This is a genomic window from Actinomyces sp. ICM58, assembly GCF_000283035.1.
In the GTDB taxonomy this organism is placed as follows: domain Bacteria; phylum Actinomycetota; class Actinomycetes; order Actinomycetales; family Actinomycetaceae; genus Pauljensenia.
The window spans coordinates 1-2,472 of sequence record NZ_ALIY01000159.1; the positions used below are offsets into that span (position 1 = coordinate 1).

At 65.6% G+C, this 2,472-nt stretch carries 3 protein-coding genes and 1 pseudogene; all 4 read right to left on the reverse strand.

Annotation, left to right across the window (positions count from 1 at the left end; all coding sequences use genetic code 11):
• Positions 1-288, reverse strand: a pseudogene (locus HMPREF1138_RS07475) (4-(cytidine 5'-diphospho)-2-C-methyl-D-erythritol kinase); the annotation flags it as partial.
• Positions 289-323: 35 nt separating this feature from the next.
• Entirely contained in the window at positions 324-1,304 is a 981-nt protein-coding gene (gene rsmA / locus HMPREF1138_RS07480; RefSeq protein WP_009058218.1) for a 16S rRNA (adenine(1518)-N(6)/adenine(1519)-N(6))-dimethyltransferase RsmA, read from the reverse strand.
• An 81-nt stretch (positions 1,305-1,385) separates the two neighbouring features.
• Entirely contained in the window at positions 1,386-1,973 is a 588-nt protein-coding gene (locus HMPREF1138_RS10865; protein WP_238318623.1) for a DUF4230 domain-containing protein, read from the reverse strand.
• A gap of 290 nt (positions 1,974-2,263) precedes the next feature.
• The coding region (locus HMPREF1138_RS07490; protein WP_009058214.1) for a transposase at positions 2,264-2,472 on the reverse strand (209 nt) is incomplete at its 5' end.

The following is a 2,472-nucleotide window of genomic DNA, read 5'->3' on the forward strand; positions in this document are numbered from 1 at the left end:
CGCGGCGGCGAGGCGCTGGAGGACGCGTGCGGCGCGCACCGCCAGGTGGGCCTGCGGGTCCAGGTCCGCCATCGCGCGTGTCGTGGCATCGTCGACGCTACCATCGGGCAGGTAGGCGACCGTCTCGACGCGCACGCCCGGCGTCTTGGAGGTGCGCACGGTGACTGTCTCGCGCAGGTCCAGGGCCTCGAAGACCGTGACCAGCGGGTGGTAGCCGTCGGGCGTGGGCGCACCCACGCGCAGGGTGAGGTTCACTTTGCCGGGCGCACTGGCGCGCACTTCACGCATGCGGTTCCTTCTTCCTAGCGGATTCCTACCGGCCGTCAGCGGGCCGCGGTCGAGGGCGCGAGGGTGCCACGGCCTCGGGCGTCGATGACGGCGCGTCCCAGCTCGACGAACTCGTCGATCGAGAGGGTTTCGCCGCGGCGCGTCGGGTCGATGCCGGCAGCGGTCAGGAGGGCCTCGGAGGCCTCGGGGCCGCCCGCCCAGTTCTTGAGTGCCGCTCGCAGGGTCTTGCGGCGCTGGCCGAAGGCCACGTCGGTGACCTCGAAGGTGGCGCGGCGCAGCTCGTCGTCGCCGCGCGGGCTCTCCAAGCGCGTGAGGCGCACGAGGGCACTATCGACGCCGGGCACGGGCCAGAACACGGAGCGGCCGATCGTCCCGGCACGCTCGACCGTCCCGTACCAGGATGCCTTGACGGAGGGCACGCCGTATGTGCGCGATCCGGGGCCTGCGGCCAGGCGATCCGCGACCTCGGCTTGGACCATGACGACGACGCCCTGGATGGAGGGGAAGGCCTCGAGCATGTTGAGCAGAACCGGCACGGCCACGTTGTACGGCAGGTTCGCCACGAGCTTCGTGGGGGCGGGCCAGTCCACGCCAAAGTCGTCGACACCCTTGATTTCGGTGGCGTCCATGGTCACGACGTGGAAGCGGTCGGCGGCCTCGCTCATGCGGGCGCGCACAGTCTCGGGCAGGGCGGCGGCCAGGGGCGGGTCGATCTCGACAGCCCTCACGCGCGCGCCGACTTCCAGGAGTGCCAGGGTCAGGGAGCCGAGGCCGGGGCCGACCTCGACGACCTCGTCACCTTCCACGACGCCGCCGGCGGCGACGATCTTGCGGACCGTGCCCGCGTCGTGCACGAAGTTCTGGCCCAGCACCTTCGTGGGGCGGATGCCGAGCGCCTCGGAGATGGCCTTCACTTCGAGGGGGCCAAGCAGGCCCGTCTCGGAGGGGACGGCGCCCTCGGGCAGGGTCGGGTCGAGGCGGCGGCGCGTGTCGCGTTGGCGGGGGGATCGGCTCACGCTAGCAAGTCTAGTGCACGCCACCCACGAGGCCGGGGCAAGCAGCGCTGTGAGGCCCGGTCATCTGTGAGGCTCGAAGCATCACTGAGCGGGAGGAGGCGGCAGAACGACGCGCACCTCGTATTTGCTGGCCTGCTCGCCAAGAACAGCGTTGACTTGCTTCTTCACAATGTCTTCCACACGCCCCTGCGCCTTGTCGAGCAGTCCCTTGGAGATGGCCTCGTCTGCGGCAGCAGTCTCCCGTTCCGCCAGGAAGGTGGTGACTTCTCCGACCTCGATCTGGTTGACGATGGAGAAAGACTGGTCGTAGGTCTCGACCGAGGCAGGGTCGATGGAGGCAGAGAGAACTTCGACGGCAGGCACGGTCACCGTCACGACATGCCCCACCTCGTCAACCTCGACCTGAATCTGGCTCACATCGGCCAGCCCAGCTTTTACCTCGCCCGAATAGGTGATGAGGTAATGGGCGCCCGTGCCCGGCACTTCCATGCCGAACACCTTGGTTCCCTCCTCAGAGTATTTCCCCACCTGGGTGAAGTTGTAGGACTCGGTGGCAAGCTCACCAATGTCTGCGAAAGAGTTTTTCACAAGAGTTGTGTCAACGGTGACGACAGGTTCCGTACCCTGATCCTGCGTGTACCCAAAGCCGAGTACGGGGGCAACCTTCATGCCACCGGCGAATCCTGCTCCTGCAATCACCAACGATGCAACCACTCGAGCAACGCCGGAAGAACCCATGATAACCTCACTGACACAATCACGATGAATATTGGGTAACCTTCATGGGAATTGTATGGTAAGTGTCAAGGTGACACAACAGCGGCACCACGCAGATAGGTTACGCGCATCCGGATAGGTTGCACGCTTCCGGATAGGTTAGCCACATCCGGATAGGTTGCACGCTTCCGGAGGTCAAGTCCTGTGGAGTGGTGTAATCGTTTTGTGTCCTTCGGGTTGGGTTATGCGCTGAGTTGTAGTGGGGTGTCCTCCTGTTGGGTGGGTTGGGGTGTGAGTCGTGATTTGGTGAGGATGTCGAGGCTGAGGTAGCGTCGGCCTTCGGCCCATTCGTCGTTTTGTTCGGCTAGGACGGCTCCGACCAGGCGGATGATGGCCTGGCGGTTGGGGAAGATTCCCACGGAGTCGGTGCGTCGGCGGATTTCGCGGTTGA